This window comes from Caulobacter sp. (assembly GCF_039596335.1).
Taxonomy (GTDB): Bacteria; Pseudomonadota; Alphaproteobacteria; order Caulobacterales; family Caulobacteraceae; genus Caulobacter.
On record NZ_JBCNJZ010000002.1, the window covers coordinates 83,794 to 107,798 of the forward strand.

At 68.2% G+C, this 24,005-nt stretch carries 19 protein-coding genes; 3 read left to right on the forward strand and 16 right to left on the reverse strand.

Annotation, left to right across the window (positions count from 1 at the left end; all coding sequences use genetic code 11):
- Positions 1-16 precede the first annotated feature (16 nt).
- From ABDW31_RS04415 to ABDW31_RS04450, 8 genes are all read right to left on the reverse strand, one after another.
- Positions 17-961, reverse strand: a complete 945-nt coding sequence (locus tag ABDW31_RS04415) for a PhoH family protein (RefSeq protein ID WP_184714893.1) — start codon at positions 959-961, stop codon at positions 17-19.
- Entirely contained in the window at positions 958-2,310 is a 1,353-nt protein-coding gene (miaB, locus tag ABDW31_RS04420) for a tRNA (N6-isopentenyl adenosine(37)-C2)-methylthiotransferase MiaB (protein WP_343698360.1), read from the reverse strand. The genes ABDW31_RS04415 and miaB overlap by 4 nt, the downstream gene beginning before the upstream one ends.
- A 65-nt stretch (positions 2,311-2,375) precedes the next feature.
- The gene (locus ABDW31_RS04425) at positions 2,376-2,783 is read right to left on the reverse strand and encodes a Fur family transcriptional regulator (RefSeq protein WP_184714897.1); all 408 of its coding nucleotides are present in this window, start codon (positions 2,781-2,783) and stop codon (positions 2,376-2,378) included.
- Positions 2,784-2,827: 44 nt separating this feature from the next.
- Positions 2,828-3,280 carry a GNAT family N-acetyltransferase gene (locus ABDW31_RS04430; RefSeq protein WP_184714899.1) on the reverse strand — a complete coding sequence of 151 codons (453 nt, stop codon included), beginning with the start codon at positions 3,278-3,280 and terminating at the stop codon, positions 2,828-2,830.
- The gene (gene tsaB / locus ABDW31_RS04435; protein ID WP_343698361.1) at positions 3,277-3,912 is read right to left on the reverse strand and encodes a tRNA (adenosine(37)-N6)-threonylcarbamoyltransferase complex dimerization subunit type 1 TsaB; all 636 of its coding nucleotides are present in this window, start codon (positions 3,910-3,912) and stop codon (positions 3,277-3,279) included. The genes ABDW31_RS04430 and tsaB overlap by 4 nt, the downstream gene beginning before the upstream one ends.
- A 3-nt stretch (positions 3,913-3,915) precedes the next feature.
- Complete coding sequence (locus tag ABDW31_RS04440; RefSeq protein WP_343698362.1) at positions 3,916-4,563, reverse strand: DUF1131 family protein; 648 nt, start codon at positions 4,561-4,563, stop codon at positions 3,916-3,918.
- Between the two features lie 146 nt (positions 4,564-4,709).
- Positions 4,710-5,297, reverse strand: coding sequence for a malonic semialdehyde reductase (locus tag ABDW31_RS04445; protein WP_343698363.1), 588 nt, complete (start codon positions 5,295-5,297; stop codon positions 4,710-4,712).
- A 74-nt stretch (positions 5,298-5,371) separates the two neighbouring features.
- Positions 5,372-5,944, reverse strand: coding sequence for a NifU family protein (locus ABDW31_RS04450; protein ID WP_184714907.1), 573 nt, complete (start codon positions 5,942-5,944; stop codon positions 5,372-5,374).
- 125 nt (positions 5,945-6,069) lie between these two features.
- Between ABDW31_RS04450 and ABDW31_RS04455 the strand changes: the two genes are divergently transcribed.
- A complete protein-coding gene (locus ABDW31_RS04455; protein ID WP_343698364.1) occupies positions 6,070-7,338 on the forward strand; it encodes a cytochrome P450 in 1,269 nt (422 codons plus the stop codon).
- Between the two features lie 95 nt (positions 7,339-7,433).
- On the opposite strand, the gene ABDW31_RS04460 is transcribed toward ABDW31_RS04455, so the two are convergent.
- From ABDW31_RS04460 to mutS, 5 genes are all read right to left on the reverse strand, one after another.
- Positions 7,434-7,937, reverse strand: a complete 504-nt coding sequence (locus ABDW31_RS04460) for a universal stress protein (protein WP_343698365.1) — start codon at positions 7,935-7,937, stop codon at positions 7,434-7,436.
- Between the two features lie 44 nt (positions 7,938-7,981).
- Entirely contained in the window at positions 7,982-9,028 is a 1,047-nt protein-coding gene (trpS, locus tag ABDW31_RS04465; protein ID WP_184714912.1) for a tryptophan--tRNA ligase, read from the reverse strand.
- A gap of 161 nt (positions 9,029-9,189) precedes the next feature.
- Entirely contained in the window at positions 9,190-10,827 is a 1,638-nt protein-coding gene (gene murJ / locus ABDW31_RS04470) for a murein biosynthesis integral membrane protein MurJ (protein WP_343698366.1), read from the reverse strand.
- A 51-nt stretch (positions 10,828-10,878) separates the two neighbouring features.
- Positions 10,879-13,701: a [protein-PII] uridylyltransferase gene (locus tag ABDW31_RS04475; protein ID WP_343698367.1), complete on the reverse strand. Its 2,823-nt coding sequence runs from the start codon at positions 13,699-13,701 to the stop codon at positions 10,879-10,881.
- Positions 13,702-13,723: 22 nt separating this feature from the next.
- Positions 13,724-16,432 carry a DNA mismatch repair protein MutS gene (gene mutS / locus ABDW31_RS04480; protein WP_343698368.1) on the reverse strand — a complete coding sequence of 903 codons (2,709 nt, stop codon included), beginning with the start codon at positions 16,430-16,432 and terminating at the stop codon, positions 13,724-13,726.
- A 173-nt stretch (positions 16,433-16,605) separates the two neighbouring features.
- Between mutS and ABDW31_RS04485 the strand changes: the two genes are divergently transcribed.
- A complete protein-coding gene (locus tag ABDW31_RS04485) occupies positions 16,606-17,046 on the forward strand; it encodes an energy transducer TonB (protein WP_343698369.1) in 441 nt (146 codons plus the stop codon).
- On the opposite strand, the gene dnaJ is transcribed toward ABDW31_RS04485, so the two are convergent.
- The 3 genes from dnaJ to ABDW31_RS04500 all read right to left on the reverse strand — a co-directional run bounded on the left by dnaJ (position 17,043) and on the right by ABDW31_RS04500 (position 23,238).
- Complete coding sequence (dnaJ, locus tag ABDW31_RS04490) at positions 17,043-18,200, reverse strand: molecular chaperone DnaJ (RefSeq protein ID WP_184714922.1); 1,158 nt, start codon at positions 18,198-18,200, stop codon at positions 17,043-17,045. The genes ABDW31_RS04485 and dnaJ overlap by 4 nt on opposite strands.
- Positions 18,201-18,361: 161 nt before the next feature.
- Positions 18,362-20,266, reverse strand: coding sequence for a molecular chaperone DnaK (gene dnaK, locus ABDW31_RS04495; protein WP_184714924.1), 1,905 nt, complete (start codon positions 20,264-20,266; stop codon positions 18,362-18,364).
- Between the two features lie 326 nt (positions 20,267-20,592).
- A complete protein-coding gene (locus ABDW31_RS04500; protein WP_343698370.1) occupies positions 20,593-23,238 on the reverse strand; it encodes a M1 family metallopeptidase in 2,646 nt (881 codons plus the stop codon).
- A gap of 93 nt (positions 23,239-23,331) precedes the next feature.
- On the opposite strand from ABDW31_RS04500, the gene ABDW31_RS04505 reads away from it, so the two are divergent.
- Entirely contained in the window at positions 23,332-23,973 is a 642-nt protein-coding gene (locus ABDW31_RS04505) for an alpha-ketoglutarate-dependent dioxygenase AlkB (protein WP_343698371.1), read from the forward strand.
- Positions 23,974-24,005 lie beyond the last annotated feature (32 nt).

Below are 24,005 nucleotides of genomic sequence, written 5' to 3' on the forward strand. Positions count from 1 at the left end.
TACGGTGATGGTCATGTTAGCGGGGTGTATTCTGCGCCGCGTCCGCGTCATAGGCCTTAACGATCCGCTCGACGAGCGGGTGGCGCACGACGTCGGCCGAGGTGAAGCGCGAGATCGACACGCCCTCGACCCCTTCCAGGATCGAGACGGCGTGAGCCAGGCCCGAATCCCGCGGGTTCAGCAGGTCAACCTGGGTCGGGTCGCCGGTGACGACCATGCGCGCGCCCTCGCCCAGGCGGGTCAGGACCATCTTCATCTGCAGGCGCGAGCAGTTCTGCGCCTCGTCGACGATGACGAACGCATGGGCCAGGGTGCGGCCGCGCATGAAGGCGATCGGGGCGACCTCAATCTCCAGCTTCTCGCGGCGGCGACGCAGCTGGTCGGCGCCCATGATGTCCGTCAGGGCTTCCCAGACCGGGGCCATGTAGGGATCGACCTTCTCGTTCAGGTCGCCCGGCAGGAAGCCCAGCTTTTCACCGGCCTCGACGGCGGGACGGGTGACGATCAGGCGATCGACCTCGCCGCGCAGCAGCATGCCCGCGCCGTGGGCCACGGCCAGGAAGGTCTTGCCGGTGCCGGCCGGACCCAGGCCAAAGCTCAGCGGATGGCTGGCCATGGCCTCCATGTAGCGGGCCTGGCCCTTGGTCTTGGGCGAGACATTACCCTTGCGCACCGCGCGGGGCGAGGCCTGGCCGCCGGTCTCCTGCGCGCTGCCGATGGCGATGCGGACGTCGGCCTCGACCACTTCCTCGCCGGCGTCGGCGCGATCGGCCAGGCTCTGTAGCACCCGCTTGGCGCCGGTGCGGCCGCGCGCGTCGCCGGTGATGGTGACGCCGCCGCCCGGCGTCTCGATCAACACCTTGAAGGCGTCCTCGACGAGCGCCGCATGGCGCCCGGAAGGTCCGGAAACAGCGTGGACCGCGTCGTCGGACAGCGGCAGGAACTCAGGGGTGCGGCTCAAGCGGTCTCCAGGGTCGGTTGGCTTTCCAGAACGCCGCCCAGGCTCATCTTGGCGGCGCTCTCGATACGGACGGGTGCGATCGTCCCGATCAGGCTTTCAGGGCCTTCCACGTGGACGGCCTGCAGATATGGGCTGCGACCCACGACCTGACCAGGGTGGCGGCCGGCCTTCTCGAACAGCACCGGCAGCACCTTGCCGACCTGGCCGGCGTTGAAGGCGCGTTGCTGGTCGTCCAGCAGCTGGTTCAGGCGCTCCAGGCGCTCGGCCTTGACCGTCTCGTCGACCTGGCCGGGCATGGCCGAAGCGGGGGTGCCGGGGCGGCGCGAATATTTGAACGAGAAGGCCGAGGCGAAGCCGACCTCGCGGACCAGCTCCAGCGTCTTGTCGAAGTCGCCGTCGCGCTCGCCGGGGAAGCCGACGATGAAGTCGCCGCTCATGGCGATGTCGGGCCGGGCTGCGCGGATCTTCTCGATCAGCTTCACATAGCTCTCGGCCGTGTGGTCGCGGTTCATGGCCTTGAGGATCTTGTCGCTGCCCGCCTGCACCGGCAGGTGCAGATAGGGCATCAGCTCCGGCAGCTCACCGTGGGCCTCGATCAGATCGTCACCCATGTCGCGCGGGTGGCTGGTCGTATAGCGGATGCGGTCCAGGCCATCGATCCTGGCCAGCTGACGCACCAGCTTGGCCAGGGTCGAGCCGTCGCCGTCGTAGGCGTTGACGTTCTGGCCCAGCAGGGTGACCTCGCGCACGCCGGCGCCGGCCAGGCGCTTGGCCTCCTCGACGATGTCGTTGACCGGCCGCGACCACTCGCCGCCGCGCGTGTAGGGCACCACGCAGAAGGTGCAGAACTTGTCGCAGCCCTCTTGCACGGTCAGGAACGCGGTGACCCCGGTCACGTGGCGCTCGGCCGGCAGGGCGTCGAACTTCTCGTCGGCGGCAAAGTCGGCAGCCAGGCGCTCGCCGGTCGCCCGGTGGGCGCGAGCGATCAGCTCGGGCAGTTGGTGATAGGCCTGCGGGCCGACAACCAGATCCACCGCCTGCTGGCGATGCATGATCTCCTTGCCCTCGGCCTGGGCGACGCAGCCGGCCACGGCGATGGTCATGCGACCGCCGTCCTTGGCCTTCCGATCCTTCATCTGCTTGATGTAGCCGAGCTCGGAATAGACCTTCTCGGTCGCCTTCTCGCGGATGTGGCAGGTGTTCAGCACCACCAGGTCCGCGCCTTCGGGGTCATCGACCACGCCATAGCCCAGCGGGCGCAGGACATCGGCCATGCGCTCGCTGTCATAGACGTTCATCTGACAGCCGTAGGTCTTAATAAACAGGCGCTTCTGCGGGGTCTCGCTCATCCCGCGAGGTTATGGGGTCGAGGACCCCGCTGCGCAAGGGCGCGGAGGTCACACCTCCGCGCGCCCTACTCCTCCAGCGGCATCCCGTAGAGTTCCAGCCGGTGGTCCACCAGCTTGTAGCCCAGCTTGCGCGCGATCGCGTGCTGCAGGGCCTCGATCTCCTCGTCCACGAACTCGACGACCTTGCCGGTCTTCATGTCGATCAGGTGGTCGTGGTGGTGGTCGGGCGTCTCTTCGTAGCGCGAGCGGCCGTCGCGGAAGTCGTGGCGCTCGATGATGCCGCTCTCTTCGAACAGGCGCACGGTGCGATAGACCGTGGCGATCGAGATGTGCGGGTCGATGGCGTGGGCGCGGCGGTGCAGCTCTTCCACGTCCGGGTGGTCCTCGGCCGACGACAACACGCGCGCGATCACGCGGCGCTGGTCCGTCATGCGCATGCCTTTTTCGATGCAGGCTTTTTCAAGTCGATCCAAGGCGGAGCCTCCGTCTGAGTCGCGGCAAGATAGGCAATCGGCTCTTAAGTGTTAAGCGCCCGCCGCATCACAAGCGCGTCCTTGGCGCCATCCGGATGGGGATAATAGCCCTTGCGTAAGCCGACCTTGAGAAATCCGGTCGCCTGGTAGAGCGCGATGGCCGCCAGATTGTCGGCCGCAACCTCCAGGAACAGGGCCTCCGCGCGGGTTTCGGTCGCGATCCCGGCCGCCATCTCGACCAGGGCCGCGCCCCAGCCGCGCCGGCGGGCGGCGGGATCGACGGCGATGGTCAGGATCTCGGCCTCGCCGGCGATCGAGCGGCACAGGATGAAGCCCTTGGACTCCGCAGGCTCGCCGGCCTCCCCCAGCACGGCGAAGGCGCCGGGGGATTTCAGCAGCTCGTCCAGGTCCACGGCCGTCCAGGGCCGGTCGAAGGCCTTGTCGTGCAGGTCGGCGAGATCGAACGCGGCTTCGGAGCCGACAGGACGCAGGTTCATGCGGCGGGCAACGTCGCATAGGGCGCGCGCAGATAGAGCGGCCGAGGCGAATGGGCGGGGGTCGGGCGCGCGGCGGCCAGACGGGCCACGGCGACCGGATCGGGCGCGGCCGGGGTCAGGATCGCCGCCCCGCTCATCGTGTCGGCCAGCAGCGGCGCGCCGGAGCCGACCAGGGTCGCCGGACCGCCCGAATGCAGCTCGGCCAGCCGCGCCGCGGCCTCGCCCAACTCGAGAGCGTCAGGGGCCATCAGCGAGACGCCGTCCGCGAACACCTGGATGTAGACCTGGCTCATCCGCGCATCGAGCACCGCGGCGGTGAAGCCCGGGATGCCGAAGGCCAAGGCCTCCAGGGTGGTGACGCCCACGCAGGGGATCGACAGGGCCGTGGCCAGCCCCTTGGCGAAGGCCAGACCCACGCGCAGGCCGGTGAACGAGCCGGGACCAACCGTGACGCCGATGCGGGTCAGGTCCTCGAAGGCAATGCCAGCTCCCGACGCCACCTCGCGCGCGATCATGCCGATGCGCTCCTGGTGGCCGCGGGTCATCGGTTCGGACTTGGTCGCGAGCACGCGCTCGCCATCCAGCACGGCGACCGAGCTGGCGCCGAGGCAGGTGTCGATCGACAGGATCATGGATCAGCCGGCGCCGACCACAGCGCCTTCGGTCGGCCGCCAGATGAACTGGTTCAGCTGGCCCTTGGCCTTCAGCGTCGCCTCGGGCGGCACGGTCTTGCCGGTGAAGCCCGGGACGCCAAACACATACGAGACGGTCGGGGCGTCGGGACGCACGCAGATCGTCATATTGACCTCGCGGCCCTCGCCGGCGCGGCACTGGGCGACGGTGAAGTCCAGCTCGCCCCACTTGGCCAGCAGCTTCTCGTCGCGCGGACCGGTCACGGGGTCGGAGGCGGCGGCGATGTAGCCGATCGCGCCCTCCTCGCCCTTGCCGATCTCCAGCAGCGGGACGTTGTCCTGCTCGACATTGATGATCGGCAGGGCCGGACCCTGGCCGAAGTGGATGAAGGCCTGCTCGACCTTGGCCTTCGGGAACAGGGCCTGAATGGTGGGGATGTCGAAGGCGGTGGCGGCGGTGATCGGGCCGACGCTGTCCTTAGTGATCTTCAGGGTCCCGCCCGTATAGGGCGTGACGGCCAGGGTGGCCGGCGTCTTGGTCTCGGCCGCTTCTGGCGCGGGGGCGGAGGCCGGAGCCTCGTCCTTCTTGGCCGGCCCGCAGGCGGCCAGCGCGAGCAACGGCAGGGCGATCAGGGTGTGGCGCAGGGTCATGGGATCAATCTAGCCAATGTGCGCCAGATGCACAAAACACTTGTCATCCCGGCCGCAGCGCAGCGGAGAGCCGGGACCGCGGAAAGCTCAACGCTTCCGGTGGTCCCGGCTCGGCGCGCTTCGCGCTTGGCCGGGATGACAGGCTTCTACAGGATCTGCGCCGCTTCCTCGAAGTCCAGGCGCGGATTGCGCGGGAACAGGCCTTCGTCGGTGCCGTAGCCGATCGAGGCGATGAAGTTGCTCTTGATGTTCGTGCCGGCGAAGAACGCGGCGTCGACGCCGGCATTGTCGAAACCCGACATCGGACCGACGTCCAGGCCCAGGGCCCGCGCGGCGAGGATGAAATAGCCGCCCTGCAGCGAGCTGTTGCGCAGCGCGCCCCACTCCTTGGCGACCGGGTCGTTGAACCAGTCCTTGGCGCCCGGGGCGTGCGGGAACAGCTTGGGCAGGGTCTCGGGGAAGTCGAGGTCGTAGCCGACGATCACCGTCACCGGGGCCGCCAGGATCTTCGGCGCGTTCGAGCCCGACGACAGCGCGGCCAGCTTGGCCTTGGCTTCCGGGCTGCTGACGTAGATGAAGCGCGCCGGCGTGGCGTTGGCGGCCGTCGGGCCGAACTTCACCAGGTCGTACAGCTCGCGCAGCACGTCTTCCGGAATGGAATCCGGCTTCCAGCCGTTGCGCGTGCGCGCTTCGGTAAACAGTTGAGCGAGCGCAGCGGTTTCGAGCTTGGCCATGGGTGATCCCTGACAGGCAATTAGCAACTTGTCAGGTTACAATAAGAGCTCACCTGGCCGCCCGCAAGGCGCCCCTAGCCGAGAGTCTGCTCGACCCGGGTCACTTCCGGCACATAGTGCTTGAGCATGTTCTCGACGCCCGACTTCAGGGTCGCCGATGAGGACGGGCAGCCCGAACAGGCGCCGCGCATGTGCAGCCAGACGACGCCGGTCTTGGGCTCGAAGCGCGAGAAGACGATGTCGCCGCCGTCCTGGGCCACGGCCGGACGGATGCGGGTGTCCAGCAGCTCCTTGATCTCCGAGACGATCTGCGAGGTTTCCTCGTCGTACTCGCCCTCGTCATGGCCATCACCGGTGGCGGCGTCTAGCATCAGCGGCCGGCCGCTGGTGAAGTGGTCCATGATGGCGGCCAGGATCGGCGCCTTCAGGTGCGGCCACTGGGCTTCGTCGCCCTTGGTGACGGTCAGGAAGTCGGGACCGAAGAACACCCGCGTGACGTCGCCCAGGTCGAACAGGGCCTTGGCCAGCGGCGAGGCGTCGCCTTCCTCGGGCGTGCGGAACTCGCGCGCGCCCTCGCCCAGCACTTCACGGCCGGGCAGGAACTTGAGGACCTCGGGATTGGGCGTGGTTTCGGTCTGGATGAACATGGGCGACAGATGGACCTGACGAAGGCGTGACGCAAGGGCGCCGAAAAGCCGCACAAAAAAGATGACACCAGCGTCATTTTCTGACGTCATGGTCGAAAGAACAATGATCCTTGGGAGGATCCATCATGAGCGACGGTTCAGTTGACCTGACGGAAGCCGCGCGGGCCCAGGCCTATGCCATCCCGCTCGAGGACTATCACGTGGCCGATCCGGCCCTGTTCCAGGCCGACGCGATGTGGCCCTATTTCGAGCGTCTGCGGAAAGAGGACCCCGTCCACTGGTCGAAGGGCAATGAGGAGACCGGGCCCTACTGGTCGATCACCCGCTACAACGACATCATGACCGTCGACACGACCCACCAGGTCTTCTCGTCGGACGCTCACCTGGGCGGCATCACCATCCGTGACTTCGACGAGGACTTCGTCCTGCCGATGTTCATCGCCATGGACCAGCCCAAGCACGACATCCAGCGCAAGACGGTCAGCCCAATCGTCTCGCCGCAGAACCTGGGCCGGCTGGAAGGCGTCATCCGCGAGCGGGTCTGCCAGATCCTCGACACCTTGCCGATCGACGAGCCGTTCGACTGGGTCGACAAAGTCTCGATCGAGCTGACCACCCAGATGCTGGCCACTCTGTTCGACTTCCCCTGGGAAGAGCGCCGCAAGCTGACGCGCTGGTCGGACGTCGCCACCGCCTCACCCGAGAGCGGCATTGTCGAGAGCGAAGATGCCCGCCGCGCCGAGCTGCTGGAGTGCCTGGGCTACTTCACCAACCTGTGGAACGAGCGAGTCAACCAGACCGAGCCGGGCAATGACCTGATCTCGATGCTGGCCCACGGCGAGGCCACCCGCGACATGCCGCCGATGGAGTATCTGGGCAATGTCATCCTGCTGATCGTCGGCGGCAACGACACGACCCGCAACTCGCTGACCGGCGGCCTCTACGCCCTGAGCCAGAACCCTGCGGAAGAGGCCAAGCTGCGCGCCGATCCGTCGCTGATCCCCAACATGGTCTCGGAGATCATCCGCTGGCAGACCCCGCTGGCCCACATGCGCCGCACGGCGCTGGAGGACTTCGAGCTCGCTGGCAAGACTATCAAGAAGGGCGACAAGGTCGTCATGTGGTACGTCTCGGGCAACCGCGACGACACGGTGATCGAAGACGCCGACGCCTTTATCATCGACCGCCCCCAGGCCCGCCGCCACCTGTCGTTCGGCTTCGGCATCCACCGCTGCGTGGGCAATCGCCTGGCCGAGATGCAGCTGAAGATCGTCTGGGAAGAGGTGCTGAAGCGCTTCCCCAAGATCGAGGTCCTGGAAGAGCCCAAGCGCGTCTACTCGACCTTCGTGAAGGGCTATGAGCGGATGATGGTCCGGATTCCGGAGCGCAACTAAAACCTGTCATCCCGGCCAAGCGCGCAGCGCGCCGAGCCGGGACCGCCGGAAACGCCGAGCCTGTTGCGATCCCGGGTCTTCGCCCGGGATGACAATCAAGCCAGCGCCTCGATATCCGCGTCGGTCAGGTCGCCCGGCACCACGGTGACCGGCAGCTTGCGGCCGCTGAACCCCACCCCTTCCTTGGCGATGGCCGAGATCAGGGGGCCGGGACCACGGCCGGAGGTCGAGGCGGCCAGGATCAGGATCTTGATGGTCGGGTCGGCCCCGACCACGGCCTTCAGCGCCGCGCGGACGCTGTCGGCGTGCTTGATGATGAACTCGGGCGGCAGGCCGGTCTCGGCCATGACCTGACCGGCCAGGCTCTGCAGCAAGGTCTCGGCCTCGGCGCGCTCCTGGCGCTCGATCTCCTCGCGCACGCCGCTCCAGTGTTCGAACTCGGCGGGCGAGATGACCTTCAGCATGGCCACGTGACCGCCGGTCGAGCGAGCCCGGCGGCAGGCGTATTTCAGCGCCGCCGCGAACTCCGGGCTGTCGTCGGCGACGACCAGGAACTTGCGGCGGCCCCCTGAGACCTGAGTTGAAGCAGCGTCGGTCATGGAGCCAGAAAACGCCGCTTCAACGTCGATCTCAAGTCCAGTTTCTAAGCCCCCCAGAAGCCGACCAGCTTCTTGACCTCGGCCACGGTCGGGGCGGCGGCTTCGCGGGCCTTTTCCGCGCCCTTGGCCAGGATGGCGTCCAGCACCGCGGGATCGCCCAGCAGGCCGCGCATCTTCTCGCCGACCGGGGCCAGCTTTTCGACCGCCAGCTCGGCCAGGGCCGGCTTGAAGGTTCCGAAGCCCTTGCCGGCGTACTCGGCCAGCACCTGCGCCTTCGTCTGACCCGACAGGGCGGCGAAGATACCGACCAGGTTGTCGGCCTCGGCGCGGGCGGTCAGTTCTTCCAGGGTCTCGGGCAGCGGTTCCGGGTCGGTCCGGGCCTTCTTGACCTTGGCGGCGATGGTGTCGGCGTCGTCGGTCAGGTTGATGCGGCTGTAGTCCGACGGGTCGGACTTGCTCATCTTCGCCGAGCCGTCGCGCAAGGACATGACCCGCGCGCCCGGGCCCTGGATCAGGGGTTCGGGCTGCGGGAAGAAGGCCGGCTGGCCGGCCGGGATGCCGAAGTCGTGGTTGAACTTGCCGGCGATGTCGCGGGTCAGTTCCAGGTGCTGCTTCTGGTCCTCGCCCACCGGCACGTGGGTGGCCTTGTAGACCAGGATGTCGGCCGCCTGCAGCACCGGGTAGGTGTAGAGGCCCACCGAGCTGCGCTCCTTGTGCTTGCCGCTCTTCTCCTTGAACTGGGTCATCCGGTCCAGCCAGCCCAGGCGGGCCGTGCACTGGAAGATCCAGGCCAGCTCGGCGTGCTCGCGCACGGCCGATTGCGGGAAGATCGTCGCCTTGTCCGGGTCCAGGCCCGCGGCGATGTAGGCGGCGGCGATCTCGCGGGTCTGCTGGGCCAGCAGCGCCGGGTCCTGCCAGACGGTGATGGCGTGCAGGTCGGCGACGAAGATGAAGGTGTCGATCTCGTGCTGCAGGCGGGTGAACTTCACCAGCGCGCCGAGATAGTTGCCGAGATGCAGGGCGCCCGAGGGCTGGACGCCCGAGAGCACGCGGGAGGGGCCCGTATAGGTGACGGGAGCTTGATCGGTCATGACTTCAGCCTTGGCTGTCAGAATCTGGAAATGGCGAGGCGCAGGCGCGCAAACCGCATCGCGAGGATGCGGTGATCAAAGTCAGTTGGAGCCGCGCCATCGCGGCGAGAAGAGACCGATCGGAGCCATGCCTTGCTGGTTAGCCCCAGGCTGGACGCGGATCAAGCCTTGCCCCTCCTTAAGGCCGCCTTCAGCTCGGCCGGCTTGACCCCGCCGAACAGGAACAGCAGTGGCGGATAGACCGCCAGGCCCGCCAGGCAGGTCAGGGCGAGGGCGAATTCCTTGGCGCCGATGGCGTGGCCGGTCAGGCCGATCCCGCGCAGCGGCGCCTCGATCAGCGGCCGCCAGTGTGAGGCGGCGGCCAGCAGCAGGCCCATACCGAGGCTGGCGATCAGGATCCGCGCCAACCGCGACCAGGTGTCCAGCGAGGGGTTGTAGTGGCCCTTGCGATAGAGGCCGAAGGCCATCTGCCCGACGTTCAACCACGAGGCCACGGCGGTGGCCGCGGCGATGCCCTTCACCCCGAACAGGTTGAAGAACAGGATGCCCAGGATGATGTTCACGGCCACCGAGACCAGGGCGAACCGCATCGGGCTCTTGGTGTCGCCGCGCGCGAAGAAGGCCCGCGAATACAGCTGCTGCAGCACGAAGGCCGGGGTGCCCAGGCCGTAGAAGAACAGCGCCGAGGCCGTCTGGCTGGCGTCGAAGGCGGTGAACTCGCCGCGGGTGTAGAGGCCGTCCGACAGGAAGCCCGGCATGGCCACCAGGGCCGCGGCGGCGGGGAGCGTCAGGGCCATGGCAAGAGCGATCGCCTGGTCCATCGCGCCTTGCGCGTCGTCCTTGTCCTCGGAGTTCACGGCGCGCGCCAGGCGCGGCAGCAGGGCCACGCCGATCGCCACGCCCACCAGGCCCAGCGGCAGCTGATAGAGCCGGTCGGCAGTGGCCAGCCAGGAGCGGCCGCCGGGCACGTGGCTGGCCAGGTTGCCGGAGATGAAGATGTTGACCTGGGTGGCGCTGGCCGCCAGGGCCCCGGGGATGGCCTTTCCGATCAGCTCGCGCACTTCCGGCGTCAGGCGCGGCAGCCGCCAGTGGACCTTGGCCCCCGACTTGTTGACGCCCCAGACCAGCAGGGCCGCCTGGGCGACGCCGGCCACGACGACGCCGACCGAGCCCCACTGGGCCGCGCCCACCGCCGTGGTCTGCGGCAGGATGAAGATCAGGGTGGCGATGTTCAGCAGGATCGGCGCCCCGGCCGACAGGATGAATTTATCGCGGGCGTTCAGCACCCCCGACAGGTGGGCCACGATCGCCATACACGGCAGGTAGGGCATGGTGATCTGGGTCAGCAGCACCGCCAGCTTGTACTTCTCGGTGCCCCAGCCAAAGCCCGGGCTGATCAGCATCATCAGCCAGGGCATGGCCAGCTGGCAGATCACGGTGATGATGATGGTCGAGGCCGCCAGGGTGGCCATCGCGTCGGCGGCCAGGATATCGGCCTTCTCCTCGCCATCGCGCTGCAGCGACTTGGCGTAGGCCGGGACGAAGGCCGCGGCGAACGCGCCCTCGGCGAAGAACCGGCGGAAGAGGTTCGGGAACGCCAGGGCCGCGTTGTAGGCGTCCGCTGCCGGGGTGGCGCTGGCCCCCATGCGGTACGAGACCGCCAGGTCCCGGAAGAAGCCCATGAACCGGCTGACCAGGGTCAGGCCCGAATAGATCGCCGACGATTTCAGCAGCCCTCCGCCCTTCTTGGCAGGCGGCGGCGGAGCGTCTTGGGCGGCGGGGGGAACGACGTCGGTCACCCGGCGCTTCTGGGCGCTTGACGAGAGGGCGTCAAGGGCGGCGACGCGCCCCTACCGCGCCACGCTGGCTCGCGCCCGGCGCAGGCCCGGCCGGGCCGCCGGGGCGCCTGCTTCGTTCTGCTCCAGGGCGGCCAGCAGGTCCGCCTTCAGGGCGTTGATCTTGCGGGTCTCGGTCACTTTCCCGCCCTGCGCGGTCTGGACATAGAAGGCGTCGACCGCGCGCTCGCCATAGCCGTCGATGTGGGCCGATTGGATGGACAGGCCGCTGTCGGCCAGGGACTTGGCCAGGGCGTGCAGCAGGCCCGGACGGTCGCGGCCTGAGGCCTCGACCACGGTGGCGTCGTTGGAGGCCTCGTTGTCGACCACCACCGTCGGGGCGATCGAGAAGGCGGCGGCGCGGGACTGCTCCGAGCCCCGGCGCGGCTCGACGGATAGGACTTCGCCCCGGCCGGCGGCTTCCAGGGCGTCAGCCAGACGGCGCAGGGCCCGCGGGTTCTCGCAGCCCATCGGCGCGCCGGTCACGTCCTGAACGTAGAACACGTCCAGCGCCTGGCCCTGACGCGAGGTGAAAACCCGCGCCCCGACAACATTGCCGCCCAGGGACGAGATGGCCAAGGCCAGATCGGCGAACAGACCGCGCCGGTCCTGGGCCGCGACCACGATCTCGGCGGCGTTCTGGCCGGAGCGCACCCGGCCCTCGGCCGCCGCCCCGCCCTGGATCGCCGCCCGCCGCGCCAAGCCGGCGTGCTCGAGCAGGTCTTCCGGCGGGAAGGCGCTGAAATAGGCGTTTTCCATCGCCGTCGCCCAGCCCATGGCGGCCGGATCGACCTCCAGCAGGGCGGCGCGGGCGGCCTCGGCGGCGTTCTCCTGGTGACGCACCACATTGGCGGCGGCGTCCTTGCCGCGCCCGCCCCGGAACACCGCCTCGGTGGCGTTGTAGAGCTCTCGCAGCAGCTGGCCCTTCCAGCCGTTCCAAACGCCCGGCCCGACGGCGCGGATGTCGGCCACGGTCAGCACCAGCAGCAGGCGCAGGCGCTCGGGGTTCTCGACGATGCGGGCGAAGGCCGCCACCGTGCCGGGGTCCGACACGTCGCGCTTCTGGGCGAAGTCGCTCATGACGAGATGGTTCTCGACCAGCCAGGCCACCAACTCGACCTTGGTGCGCTCCACGCCCAGTCGCTCGCAGGCGCTGCGGGCGGCGCGGGCCCCGGCCTTTTCCTGACCGCCGACCCCGCCCTTGCCGGTGTCGTGCAGCAGCATGGCCAGGAACAGGGCCTCGCGGTCCTCGATCAGCGGCATGATCGACACGGCCAGCGGATGGTCCTCGGCCAGGCGGCCGGCGGCGATGTCGCCGATCACGCCCATGGCCCGCAGGGTGTGCTCGTCCACCGTGTACGAGTGGTACATGTTGAACTGCATCTGGGCCACGACCCGCCCGAACTCGGGGATGAAGCGGCCCAGCACGCCGGCGTCGTTCATCAGGGTCAGGGTGCGGTAGCTGCGCTTGCCGCGCGCCAAGAGGTCCAGGAAGGTGGCGGCCGCCTCCTCGTCGCGCCGCACCTTGGAGGTGATCAGCGACAGGCTGCGGGTCACGGCCGTGAAGGCGTCGGGGTGCAGATCAAGGTCGCGCTCGTCGGCGATCTTGAACAGCCGGATCAGATTGACCGGATCGGCCTCGAAGATCGACTGCTCCTCGATGTTCAGCCGGCCGCCGTCTTCGTAGAAGCCCTCGACGTCCAGCGCCTTGCGCTTGGGTCGCGCGCCCGGAATGAACCGCGAAATGCCCTTGGGCTCGTTCTTGAAATGCTCGGCTTCCAGCTTGGCCGAGAAGGCGCGGGTCAGGGCCCCGACCTCCTTGGCGATCAGGAAGTAGCGGCGCATGAACCGCTCGACCGCCGGCGCATCGCCCCGGTCGCCATAGCCCATGCGGCGGGCGATCTCGGGCTGCAGGTCGAAGGTCAGCCGCTCCTCGGGCCGGCCCGTCGTGAAGTGCAGGTGGGCCCGCACCGCGTGCAGGAAATCGAAGGCCCGGATGAAGGTCTTGATCTCGCGGCTGGAGAAAATCTCCAGCTTGAAGACGTCCTCAGGCTTGTCGACGGGGTGCAGATATTCGGCGATCCACATCAGGGTGTGGAGGTCGCGCAGGCCCCCCTTCCCTTCCTTGACGTTGGGCTCGACCATGTAGCGGCTGGCGCCGGCGCGGGCCTGGCGGTCGTCGCGCTCCTTCAGCTTGGCGGCGACGAACTGGGCGCCGGTGCCCTTCACCACGTCGTCGCGGAAGCGCTTCTTCAGATCCTCGGCCAGACGCTCGTCACCGGTCAGGCGGCGGGCCTCCAGGATCGAGGTGCGGATCGTGAAGTCTTCCTTCGAGAGGCGCACGCACTCCTCGATCGTGCGCGAGGCGTGGCCGACCTTGAAGCCCAGGTCCCACAGCGCATACAGCATGAACTCGATCACGCTCTCGACGTGCGGCGTCTGCTTGTAGGGCCGCAGGAACAGGAGATCGATGTCCGAGAACGGGGCCAGGGTCGAGCGGCCATAGCCGCCGACGGCCAGCAGGCACAGGCGCTCGCCCTCGGTCGGGTTGCGGGCCCGGAACACGTGCACCGTCGTGAAGTCGTAGAGCGCGGTGATCACCTCGTCGGTGACGCCGCTGATCAGGCGGGCGGTCTCGACGCCGCTTGCGCCGTTCTCCAGCCGCTCCTTGGCGATCATCCGGCCGCGAAACAGCGCCTGCTTGAGGATGTCGATGGCGCGCGCGCGCTGGTCGGCCTCGTTGCCGATGGCGTCCAGCGCGGCGGCCGAAAGCCGCGCACGCAGGGCGTGACCGTCGACGACATGTTCCAGGCGGGTGGGGCGAAGGCGACGGGGCATGACGGCTATATAAGACTTCTCGTTAGGTCTTGAGCAGACCCTTCAGACGATAGAGGGCCTCCAGGGCCTCGCGCGGGCTCATGCCGTCAACGTCGAGATCGCTCAGCGTGTCCTCGACGACACTCGGCGCCGCTTTGGAAGGCGCCGGCGCCACGGCCGCGGCCTGGCTGACGGCGAACAACGGCAGGTCGTCCAGCTTGGCCGGCGACTGGTCCTTGCTCTCCAGGCGATCCAGCACCTCGCGGGCGCGGACCACCACGGGGCCGGGCACGCCGGCCAGCTTGGCCACCTGCACGCCGTACGAGCGGTCGGCCGGGCCGGGCGCGGCCTCGTGCAGGAAGACCAGATCGCCGTTCCACTCCTTGGCCCGCAGAGACAGGTTGGAGACATAGGCCATCCGCTCTTCCAGGGTCGCCAGCTCGTGATAGTGCGTGGCGAACAGGGCGCGGCTCTGGTTGGTGTCGTGCAGGGCCTCGGCGCAGGCCCAGGCGATGGCCAGACCGTCATAGGTGGCCGTGCCCCGGCCGATCTCGTCCAAAATGACCAGCGAGCGCGGGCCGGCCTGGGTCAGGATAGCGGCGGTCTCGACCATCTCCATCATGAAGGTCGAGCGGCCACGGGCCAGGTCATCGCCGGCGCCGACGCGGCTGAACAGGCGGTCGACGACACCCAGGCGGAAGCTGGCGGCGGGTACGTAGCAACCTGACTGGGCCAGGATGGCCAGCAGGGCGTTCTGGCGCAGGAAGGTCGACTTACCGGCCATGTTCGGGCCGGTGACGATCGACAGCCGCGCACCGGTCTCGCCCGAGGCGTCCAGGCAGCAGTCGTTGGGGGTATAGGGATCGCCGGCGCGCTTGACGGCGGCTTCCACCACCGGGTGGCGCGCGCCCTTGGCGTCGAAGGCGTAGGACTTGTCGACGATCGGACGCACCGCGCCGGCGTCCTCGGCCCATTCGGCTAGGCCGGAGGCGACATCGATGCGGGCCAGGGCCTCGGCGGCGATCTGGATGGCGTCGGCCAGCTGGCGGGCCTGCTCGCGCCAGTCCTCGAAGGCGGCGACCTCCATGGCCAGGGCGCGCTCGGCGGCCTGGGCGATGCGAGCGTCCAGATCGGCCAGCTCCACGGTGGTGAAGCGCACCTGGTTGGCCAGGGTCTGGCGGTGGATGAAGGTGGCGTTCAGCGGCGGCTGGAACAGCGGATCGGCCTTGCCGGCTGTGGCCTCGACGAAATAGCCCAGCACGCCGTTGTGGCGGATCTTCAGCGGCACGCCGCTTTCGGCGGTCAGCTGGGCCTCCAGGGCGACGATGACCTTACGGCTGTCATCGCGCAGGCCGCGGGCCTGATCCAGCTCGGGCCGAATGCCGGGGGCGACGAAGCCGCCGTCGCGGGCCAGGGCCGGCAGGTCGGGACCCAGGCCCTGCTCCAGGATCTCCAGATACTGCGACAGGCCGTCGTGCAGCGCCGGGGTCAGGGCCTTGAAGGCGTGTTCAAGCTCGAACGGCGGCGGCGACAGCGGGTCGGGCGAGCCCCCCGCCATGCCAGCCAGGCGCTCGCCGCACTTCAGCGTGTCGCGCAGGCAGCCCAGGTCGCGCGGACCGCCGCGGCCGAGGGCCAGGCGGGACAGCGCGCGGGCCATGTCACCGGCGCCCTTCAGCACCTCGCGCAGACGCTGACGCAGCTGGCGGTGCTCGACGAACCACTCCACTGCGTCCAGGCGCTGGTCGATGGCGGCGGTGTCCAAGAGCGGCCGGGCCAGGCGCGAGGCCAGCATCCGGGCGCCGCCCGAGGTCACCGTGCGGTCGATACAGGCCAGCAGCGAGCCGTTGCGGTCGCCGGTCTGGGTGCGGTCGATCTCCAGGCTGCCGCGCGTGGCCGGGTCGATGGCCATGACGTCGGCGTCGGCCGCGCGACGCGGTGCCCGCAACGCCGGCAGCTTGCCGGCCTGGGTCATTTCCAGGTGGGCGGCGATCAGGCCCAGGGCGCCGATCTCGGCCGGCGTAAGCCCGCCGAAGCCGTCCAGGGTCTCGACGCCATAGAGGCGCTTCACGCGGGCTTCCGAGGCCTGCGGTTCGGACAGGGCCGAAGGCATCGGCTGCACCAGGCCGCCGCAGATCTTCAGGGTCTGGGACAGGTTGTCGTCCGACAGCAGGCGGTCGGCGACCAGGGTCTCGGACGGGGCCAGGGCCGCCAGGATCGGCGCGACGCCTTCCTTGGCCAGGGCGAAGACCTCGACCTCGCCGGTCGACAACTCGACCGACGCCACGGCGGCCTGCCCGGCGCGCAGAGCCACGGCCGCCAGGCGGTTGGCGCCGCGGGCGTCCAGCAGGCCGTCCTCGGTCAGGGTGCCGGGCGTGACCACGCGGACGATGTCGCGGCGGACCACCGACTTGGAGCCGCGCTTCTTGGCCTCGGCCGGGTCTTCCATCTGCTCGCAGACGGCGACCTTGAAGCCCAGGCGGATCAGCTTGGAGAGATAGGCTTCGGCCGCATGCTGCGGCACGCCCGCCATCGGGATCGGCTGGCCCGCATGGGTGCCACGGAACGTCTGGCTGATGCCCAAGGCGGCGGCGGCGCGATAGGCGTCGTCGAAGAACAGCTCGTAGAAGTCGCCCATGCGGAAGAAGATCAACGCATCGGGCTGCCGCGCCTTCATCTCGAAAAACTGCTGCATCACCGGCGTCGCGCCGGTGGGGTCGAGCAAGTGCGCAGGGGTGGACGTATGGGCGTTCATGACGCGCGAAACTACAGAGCGTCGCGGATCGCGTTAAGAGGCGGCGTTAAGGTTTTCCGGGGATGGAACACGGTTCGGCCGACGTTTCATCCGCTCTTGACGCGCAGTCGGCTCAAGGTTGAGCTTGGCGCATGACAAACGCCACGCCTGTCCCGCTTGCCTCCCGGCCCGCCATGCCGGCGCCGTCCCGTCCGGACTGGCTGGAAAAGCCGACGAGCGAGGATCTGGCCGCCTACTATCCGCGCCAGGCTCAGCGCAAGAACCTCTCCGGCAAGGTGATGATGAGCTGCACGGTCAAGGCCGACGGACAGCTTGAAGCTTGCGAGATCCTCGAGGAGACCCCGCCCGGCGAGCGGTTCGGCGAAGCGGCGCTGAAGATGGCGCCGAAGTTTCGGATGACGCCTCCCGGCGACACCAGCACGCCTAGCGAGGTGACAATCCCGCTAATCTTCGAGGTTCCGCCGCCTGTACAGCCGACGCCGAGGGACTACGAGATGATCAAGGTCGTCGGCTTGGGCATCGCCGGCGTTTCGGCGCTGCTGCTGGTGGGCCTGATCGTGTTGCTGGGCCGCTATCATAGTCGCGCGGCCCGGGGAGGGAGCGCAAAGCCCTAGTTCCCCGTCACCTCTTCCCAGAAGCGCTTGGCCTTGCCCGCGAAGCTGGACGACTTGGGGTTCTGCTTTTCGCCGCACAGGCCGGCCAGTTCGCGCATCAGTTCCTTCTGACGGGCGGACAGGTGGGTCGGGGTTTCGACGAACAGTTCGACCACAAGATCGCCGCGCTGGCGGCTGCGCAGGGACGGCATGCCCTTGCCCTTGAGGCGGACAGTCTTGCCGGTCTGGGCGCCTTCGGGGACGGCGACGGTGATCTTGCACTCGCCGTCGCAGGTTTCGCCGCCCAGCAGGCACGGGGCTTCGATCTCGCCGCCCAGGGCGGCCGTGGTCATCGGCACCGGCACGGTGCAGAGCAGGTCCAGGCCGTCGCGCTCGAACAGCTCGTGCGGGATCACCGACAGGAAGATGTAGAGGTCGCCGCGCGGGCCGCCGCGGCCGCCCGCGTCGCCCTCGCCCGCCAGGCGGATACGGGCGCCGTCGTCCACGCCCGCCGGGATACGGACCGACAGGATACGCTCGCGGCGCACCTGGCCGTGGCCATGGCAGTTGGAGCAGGGATCCAGAACCAGACGGCCCGAGCCGCCGCAGCGCGGGCAGCCGCGCTCGACCGCGAAGAAGCCTTGCGTGGCGCGGACCCTCCCTGCGCCGCCGCAGGTGCCGCAGACGGTGGGATTGGTGCCCGGCTTGGCGCCCGAGCCCTCGCAGACCTCGCAGGTCATGGCGGCCGGGACGGTGATCTCGACCTCGGCGCCGGCATAGGCCTGCTCGAGGGTGATCTCCAGGTCGTAGCGCAGGTCCTGGCCGCGCTGGGGACCGTTCGATTGGCGACGACCGCCGCCGAACATTTCGCCGAACACGTCCCCGAAGACGTCGTTGAAGATGTCGCTGGCGTCGAAGCCCTGGCCACCGAAGCCGCCGGCGCCGCCTTGCGGACCGTTGACGCCCGCATGGCCGAAGCGGTCATAGGCCGCGCGCTTCTGCGGGTCGGAGAGGACGCTGTACGCCTCGTTGATTTCCTTGAAGCGACCGGTCGCGTTTTCGCAGCCGCCATTGCGGTCGGGATGGTGCTCCATCGCCAGCTTGCGGAACGCGGACTTCAGACCAGCTTCATCGATGGTCCGGGTCACGCCGAGAATTTCGTAATAGTCGCGCATCGTCAGCGTCTGGCGCCCAAAAGGCCCACGAAAGTGGCGGTGATAGTGAGAGAGGTGGGATAGCGCGCGGCCCGGCGCAAGGCGTCTTCGGGCGTAGCGTCAAGAGGTCGCGGCCGCGGAACAGACCTTTGGAGCATGTTCCGCGGCGCGCGCATGGCGAATTACTTCGCCGACTTGTCGTCGTTGTTGTCGACTTCCTCGAACTCGGCGTCGACGACGCCATCGTCCGCGGCTTCGGCGCCTTCGCCGTCACCCGAGCCCTGCTGGGCCGAGTACATGGCTTCGCCCAGCTTCATCGAAGCCTGGATCAGCGCCTGGGTCTTGGCCTGGATGGCCTCGACGTCTTCACCTTCCAGAGCGGTCTTCAGATCGGTAATGCCGGTCTCGATCGCGCCCTTCTCGGCCGCGCCAACCTTGTCACCGTGCTCGGCCAGGGCCTTCTCGGTCGAGTGCAGGATCGCCTCGCCCTGGTTCTTGGCCTCGACCAGCTGCTTCTTGCTTTCGTCCGCCGCCTTGTTGGCCTCGGCTTCCTTGACCATGCGCTCGATGTCCGCGTCCGACAGGCCGCCATTGGCCTGGATGCGGATCGAGTGCTCCTTGTTGGTCGCCTTGTCCTTGGCGTGGACCTGCACGATGCCGTTGGCGTCGATGTCGAAGGTGACCTCGATCTGCGGCACGCCGCGCGGCGCCGGCGGGATGCCGACCAGGTCGAACTGACCCAGCACCTTGTTGTCCACGGCCATCGGGCGTTCGCCCTGGAACACGCGGATCGTCACGGCCGACTGGTTGTCGTCGGCGGTCGAGAAGGTCTGCGAGCGCTTGGTCGGGATCGTGGTGTTGCGTTCGATCAGCGGGGTGAACACACCGCCCAGGGTCTCGATGCCCAGGGTCAGCGGGGTGACGTCCAGCAGCAGCACGTCCTTGACGTCGCCTTGCAGCACGCCGGCCTGAACGGCCGCGCCCAGCGCCACGACTTCATCGGGGTTCACGCCCTTGTGGGGTTCGCGACCGAAGAAGTCCTGCACCGCCTGCTGAACCTTGGGCATGCGGCTCATGCCGCCGACCAGGATCACTTCGTCGATGTCGCTCTTCTTCAGGCCGGCGTCCTTCAGGGCCTGTTCGCACGGACCGATGGTGCGGGCGATCAGGTCGTCGACCAGGGCTTCCAGCTTGGCGCGCGACAGCTTGATGTTCAGGTGCAGCGGACCCGAGGCGTTCATGCTGATGAACGGCAGGTTCACTTCGTACTGAGCGGTCGACGACAGTTCCTTCTTGGCCTTTTCGGCCTCTTCGCGAAGGCGCTGCAGGGCCAGCTTGTCCTTGCGCAGGTCGACGCCCTGCTCCTTCTTGAACTCGTCAGCCAGGTAGTCGACGATCCGAAGGTCGAAGTCTTCACCGCCCAGGAAGGTGTCGCCGTTGGTCGACTTCACTTCGAAGACGCCGTCGCCGATTTCCAGGATCGAGACGTCGAACGTGCCGCCGCCCAGGTCGTAGACGGCAATCTTCTTGCCGTCGTTCTTGTCCAGGCCATAGGCCAGGGCCGCCGCGGTCGGCTCGTTGATGATGCGCAGGACTTCCAGGCCGGCGATCTTGCCGGCGTCCTTGGTCGCCTGACGCTGGGCGTCGTTGAAGTAGGCCGGAACCGTGATGACCGCCTTGGTCACCGTCTCGCCCAGGTGGGCTTCGGCGGCTTCCTTCATCTTCTGCAGAATGAAGGCCGACACTTCCTGCGGGCTGTAGTCCTTGCCGTGGGCCTTGACCCAGGCGTCGCCGGTCGGACCCTTGACGATCTCGTAGGGCACCATGCCCTTGTCCTTCTCGACCACCGGATCGCTCGCGTTGCGGCCGATCAGGCGCTTGATCGCGAACAGCGTGTTGGTCGGGTTGGTGACGGCCTGGCGCTTGGCGGGCTGGCCGATCAGGCGCTCGCCATCTTCCTGGAAGGCGACCACGGAAGGGGTCGTACGAGCGCCTTCGGCGTTCTCGATCACCTTCGGGTTCTTGCCGTCCATGATGGCCACGCACGAGTTCGTGGTGCCAAGGTCGATACCGATAATCTTGCTCATCTTCGTACCTGTCGCTCCTGTAGGCGGACGGCGGTGACAAGGGCCTTCTCTGAAGCGCCCCGGTTTTTCTCGCTCCGTCCCCGTGGTTCGCACTCTCTCGGGTTTACGTTCCACATCCTGTTCCACCGGCGAAAGCCGAGCGGGCAGAATGCGTTGTGCGAAGTCGACGAGCCCGTCAACCCCGCTTCGAAGGCGGATATGGGGGACGGCTGCTGACACACAAGGCCATAACCCCATACGACTAAGGGGAAATTGCCTGAAAACCGCAGAAAAATGGCCGCACCCCCGGGGAGCGCGGCCATGAAAACCCTAGATCTGTCGGGTGCTTAGTTCGCTTTGGCGGCCCAGGCGGTGATGGCCGGCAGGCGCTGCTCGCGGATCTTGGCGCGGTTCATGACCGCCGCGACGGCCTTGTCGGCTTCCTTGCGCGACCCTTCAGCAATATTGGCCGCGGCATAGGCTTTGATCTTCTCGGCCAGGGCCGGGGTGGCGCCGCCGGCGCCCAGGCCCGGGATGAACCGGGTGCGGGCGCTGTTGTCGACCTTCTCGTTGACCTGGTCCTTGTGAGCCACGGCCCAGTCGAAGGCCAGTTCCGGATGCTGGCCGGCCACGCGCGAGATCATCGTGCTGGACAGGGTCTCGCCCGGCTCCGGGGTCAGGGCCAGATCCAGCGCCTGGCGGGCCAGGGCCGGGTCGGCCGCACCGGCCAGCTGGGTGTAGAGCTGGGCGCGGATCAGCGGCGTCTTCTCGGCCTGGGCCTGGGCGCGGATGGCGTCCCAGGTGACCTGATCGGCATGCTTGGCGACGACGGCCAGGATGGTCCGGCGCAACGGACCCGGCACGGCGGTCGGATCGGTTTTGTCGGCGGCGTAGCGGCGACGAGCCTCGGCCAGCGCCTTGGGCTCGCCCAGGCCGGCCAGGGCGCCGATCAGCGATCCGCGCAGGATGCCGACATTGTCCGGCTCGCCGGCCTTGGCCGTCCAGCCGACCTGGTCCAGCAGCGGCGACAGGCGCGCATACACCACCTTGCGGAACGCGGCCTGCTCGGCCGGCATGCCGTCATAATAGCTGTCGATCGCCTCCATCACGCTGACGATCTTGGACAGCACCTGCGGATCGGCGCTGTCGGGCGTGGCCTTGGCCAGGTCCAGGAAGTCGGTGGCGGGCTGGTAGCCGGCCAAGCCCATCGACCAGGCATCGCTCATCACGCCCAGCTGGTCGATCGACGGCAGCTTGGCGAAGTCCTTGGCGATGGCGGCGAAGTCGGCCGGGCGATACTGGACGCGGAAATAGCCGCTCTGGCCGGCGTTGACGACGACCGGGCCACAGCCGTCAACCGTGACCGAACCCTTGCCGCCGGTGACCAGGGTCTTGGCCTCGCCCCCGCCGACAGCCTTTACAGTCACCGGAACGCGCCAGGTCAGAGGCTTCTTGTCGGGCGCATCCTTGCTGAACTGCCCTTGCGTCAAGGTCAGGGTGGTCTTGCCGGCCGCGCAGGTCGCGTCCGTCACCGTGATCAGCGGCACGCCCGGCTGCAGGGTGAAATCGTGGGCAATGTCGAGGATCGGCTTGCCGGCCGACGCTTCGACGGCGCTCCACAGGTCGTCGCTGACCGTGTTGCCGTGCGCGTGCTTCTTCATGTAGGCGCGCACGCCGGTGCGCCAGGCGTCGTGGCCCACATAGCTTTCCAGCATGCGGATGACGGCCTCGCCCTTCTGGTAGGTGATGCCGTCGAAGGCCTGGCTGGCCTGCTCGACGGTCTCGACGTGCTGAACGACCGGGTGGGTGGTGACCAGCGCGTCCAGGCCCATGGCGTATTCACGCCCGCCGACCGCGGCCAGGGCCGAGTTCCATTCCGGGTGGAAATGCTCGGTGGCCCGGCCTTCCATCCACGAGGCGAAGCCCTCGTTCAGCCACAGGTCATCCCACCAGGCCATGGTGACCAGGTCGCCGAACCACTGGTGGGCCATCTCGTGGGCCACGGTGGTGAAGACGTTCTTCTTGTCAGTCTGCGTGGAGATCTTCGGGTCCAGCAGCATGGCGTATTCGAAGTAGAAGATGGCCCCCCAGTTCTCCATGGCGCTGAAGAACTGGCTGCGGCCGGGGGCGGCGATGTTGTCCAGGGCCGGCAGCGGATAGGCCGTGCCGAAATAGTCGTTGAACCACGGCAGCAGGTCGGCCGCCGAGGTCAGGGCGAACTCGGCCTTGGGCGTGTCGCCCTTCTTGGTGACCACGCCCACGTCGACGCCGGCGACCTTCCTGGTCGCGCGATCGAACTCGCCCAGGCCGAAGAACAGCAGATAGGTCGACATCTTCGGCGAGGTCGCGAACTTGACCAGGGTCTTGCCGCCGCCCAGGTCCTTGGAGGACGCGATCGGCATGTTGCCCAGGGCCATCTGGCCGGTCGGGATTGTCGCCTCGACGGTGTAGGTGGCCTTGTAGAACGGCTCGTCCCACGAGGGGATGAAGCGGCGGGCGTCGGAGTTCTCGAACTGGGTGTAGAGCGCGCGCTTCTTGCCGGCCTCGGTGTCGTAGTCGAGCGCGAACAGGCCGGCGGCCTGCTTGTAGATTTTGCCGGCATAGTCGAGGGTCAGGACGTACTTGCCCTTCGACAGCGGCTTAGCGAACGTGAAGGCGGCGGTCTGGGCCTCCTCGTCGACCTTGATGGTCGCCGAACCCACCCCGGCGATCTGCGCCTTCGAGAACGTCAGGTCGGCGGCCTGCAGGGTCACGGTGCTGGTGGGCTCGACCACCTCGATGGCGATCTTCACCGTCGCGGTGAAGGTGAGCTTGTCGACATCGGGCGTGAAGGCCAGATCATAGTGCGACGGCCGGACGTTGCGCGGCAGCTGGGTAGTGACCGAGGCGAAGGTCGCGCCCTTCGAACCGGGCGCGGCCGGCGTGGCGGCCGCCGCGCTGCCGGCGGCGAAAAGCATCACGGCGACGGCCGCGGAGGACAGAAGACGACGCATGTTGAGCCTTGAGCTGGAAAATTCACCCGGCCCCCTCAGCCGGCGGCGCAAACCAACACCCTTCGTCCGGCCCCGGCGCGTTAATTATCGGTAATGTCCCAGCCTCTGACCGTCATTCCGGGTTTCGACCTGTGGCCCGGCCTCCTGGACCTCGCGACCCAGAAGGCCCTGGTCGAGGCCGCCCTCGCCGCCGCGCAGACCGCGCCGTTCGCGAACTACGAGACCGGCTATGGCAAGGCGATGAGCGTGGCCATGACCGCCTTCGGCCCGCTGGGCTGGACCAGCGACAAGACCGGATACCGCTATGCCGAACAGCATCCGGGAACGGAGCGACCCTGGCCGGCCATGCCCCAGGTCCTGCTGGATCTCTGGACCCGGCTGGGCGATGCGGACACGCCGCCGGACTCGTGCCTGATCAACCTCTATCGCGATGGCGCGCGCATGGGCTTGCACCAGGACCGCGACGAGGCCGACCCCGCCTTCCCGGTGCTGTCGATCTCGCTGGGCGACACCGCGGTGTTCCGGATCGGCGGGACCAGCCGCAAGGACCCGACCCGCAGCCTGAAGCTCACCTCAGGTGATGTCTGCCGGCTTGCGGGGCCCGCGCGTCTGGCCTTCCACGGCGTCGACCGGATCCTGACCGGCTCCTCGGGACTGGTCCCCGGCGGCGGGCGGATCAACCTGACGCTGCGGCGAGCGCGGCTTAGTGCGAAACAGACCGCACCTCAACCTTGACGATAGCCTCACCCGCCGTACCTTGGCGAAGG

Coding starts and splice junctions, on each gene's coding strand:
- miaB (WP_343698360.1), bottom strand. CDS start 2,310: ATGAGCGAGACCCCGCAGAAGCGCCTGTTTATTAAGACCTACGGCTGT.
- ABDW31_RS04430 (WP_184714899.1), bottom strand. CDS start 3,280: ATGAACCTGCGTCCTGTCGGCTCCGAAGCCGCGTTCGATCTCGCCGAC.
- tsaB (WP_343698361.1), bottom strand. CDS start 3,912: ATGATCCTGTCGATCGACACCTGCCTCGGCGCCAGCTCGGTCGCCGTG.
- ABDW31_RS04440 (WP_343698362.1), bottom strand. CDS start 4,563: ATGACCCTGCGCCACACCCTGATCGCCCTGCCGTTGCTCGCGCTGGCC.
- ABDW31_RS04445 (WP_343698363.1), bottom strand. CDS start 5,297: ATGGCCAAGCTCGAAACCGCTGCGCTCGCTCAACTGTTTACCGAAGCG.
- ABDW31_RS04450 (WP_184714907.1), bottom strand. CDS start 5,944: ATGTTCATCCAGACCGAAACCACGCCCAATCCCGAGGTCCTCAAGTTC.
- ABDW31_RS04455 (WP_343698364.1), top strand. CDS start 6,070: ATGAGCGACGGTTCAGTTGACCTGACGGAAGCCGCGCGGGCCCAGGCC.
- ABDW31_RS04460 (WP_343698365.1), bottom strand. CDS start 7,937: ATGACCGACGCTGCTTCAACTCAGGTCTCAGGGGGCCGCCGCAAGTTC.
- trpS (WP_184714912.1), bottom strand. CDS start 9,028: ATGACCGATCAAGCTCCCGTCACCTATACGGGCCCCTCCCGCGTGCTC.
- ABDW31_RS04475 (WP_343698367.1), bottom strand. CDS start 13,701: ATGCCCCGTCGCCTTCGCCCCACCCGCCTGGAACATGTCGTCGACGGT.
- mutS (WP_343698368.1), bottom strand. CDS start 16,432: ATGAACGCCCATACGTCCACCCCTGCGCACTTGCTCGACCCCACCGGC.
- ABDW31_RS04485 (WP_343698369.1), top strand. CDS start 16,606: ATGCCGGCGCCGTCCCGTCCGGACTGGCTGGAAAAGCCGACGAGCGAG.
- dnaJ (WP_184714922.1), bottom strand. CDS start 18,200: ATGCGCGACTATTACGAAATTCTCGGCGTGACCCGGACCATCGATGAA.
- dnaK (WP_184714924.1), bottom strand. CDS start 20,266: ATGAGCAAGATTATCGGTATCGACCTTGGCACCACGAACTCGTGCGTG.
- ABDW31_RS04500 (WP_343698370.1), bottom strand. CDS start 23,238: ATGCGTCGTCTTCTGTCCTCCGCGGCCGTCGCCGTGATGCTTTTCGCC.
- ABDW31_RS04505 (WP_343698371.1), top strand. CDS start 23,332: ATGTCCCAGCCTCTGACCGTCATTCCGGGTTTCGACCTGTGGCCCGGC.